This is a genomic window from Oleiphilus sp. HI0067 (genome assembly GCF_001635735.1).
The window spans coordinates 1-626 of record NZ_LWFI01000514.1; the positions used below are offsets into that span (position 1 = coordinate 1).

Sequence of the window (626 nt, forward strand, 5' to 3'; positions counted from 1 at the left end):
GGTTTCGATGAAAATAACATTGGTGCCGTCGAAGGTTTGCAAGATATTTTGCTGCAGCACGTTTTGGGTTCAGAGGTCAGTGCATTGGCAGCATACGCAGCTAATGGCTCTGACGTTGCAACACTTCGAGAAGGTTCATCAGTGTCAGTAGAAATTTCAAATGGTGATTTGCTGATTGAAGGCGCTAAAGTAATCGAAACTGATATTAAAGCGAGCAATGGTACGATCCATTTGATCGATTCAGTTATTCTCAGCACTAACTAAGTGCGACATTAGATCAGTACTATAAGGTCGGGGAATACCCGACCTTTTTTATTTCTAATGAAAGTTAATCCTTTTTTGGCTATAGTTCGCGCCGATTACTTATTACTTGTATTTGGTACGAACAATGGAAAAAACTTTTATCAGCGCCCAGCAACTTCTTGAAGACTCATTCAAGCTAGCAATTCAAATTTATGAAAGTGGCTTCCGCCCTGACTACATCGTAGGCGTATGGCGTGGTGGTGCTCCAGTAGGCATCGCTGTTCAAGAAATGTTTGAAGTGCTTGGCGTCAAATGCGACCACATTGCTATTCGTACTTCGAGCTATACGGCCATTGGCGAACGCGCTAAACAAGTAAAAGTGC

Annotated in this window: 2 protein-coding genes; both read left to right on the plus strand. The window is 42.7% G+C overall.

The genetic code is table 11. The features are described 5' to 3' along the window. Positions 1-264: fasciclin domain-containing protein (locus A3739_RS06105; RefSeq protein ID WP_197472105.1), on the plus strand; the 264-nt coding region annotated here is incomplete at its 5' end. Positions 265-388: 124 nt separating this feature from the next. Continuing rightward, positions 389-626, plus strand: a 238-nt coding sequence (locus tag A3739_RS06110; protein WP_369821087.1) for a phosphoribosyltransferase, incomplete at its 3' end; no start/stop codon positions are given.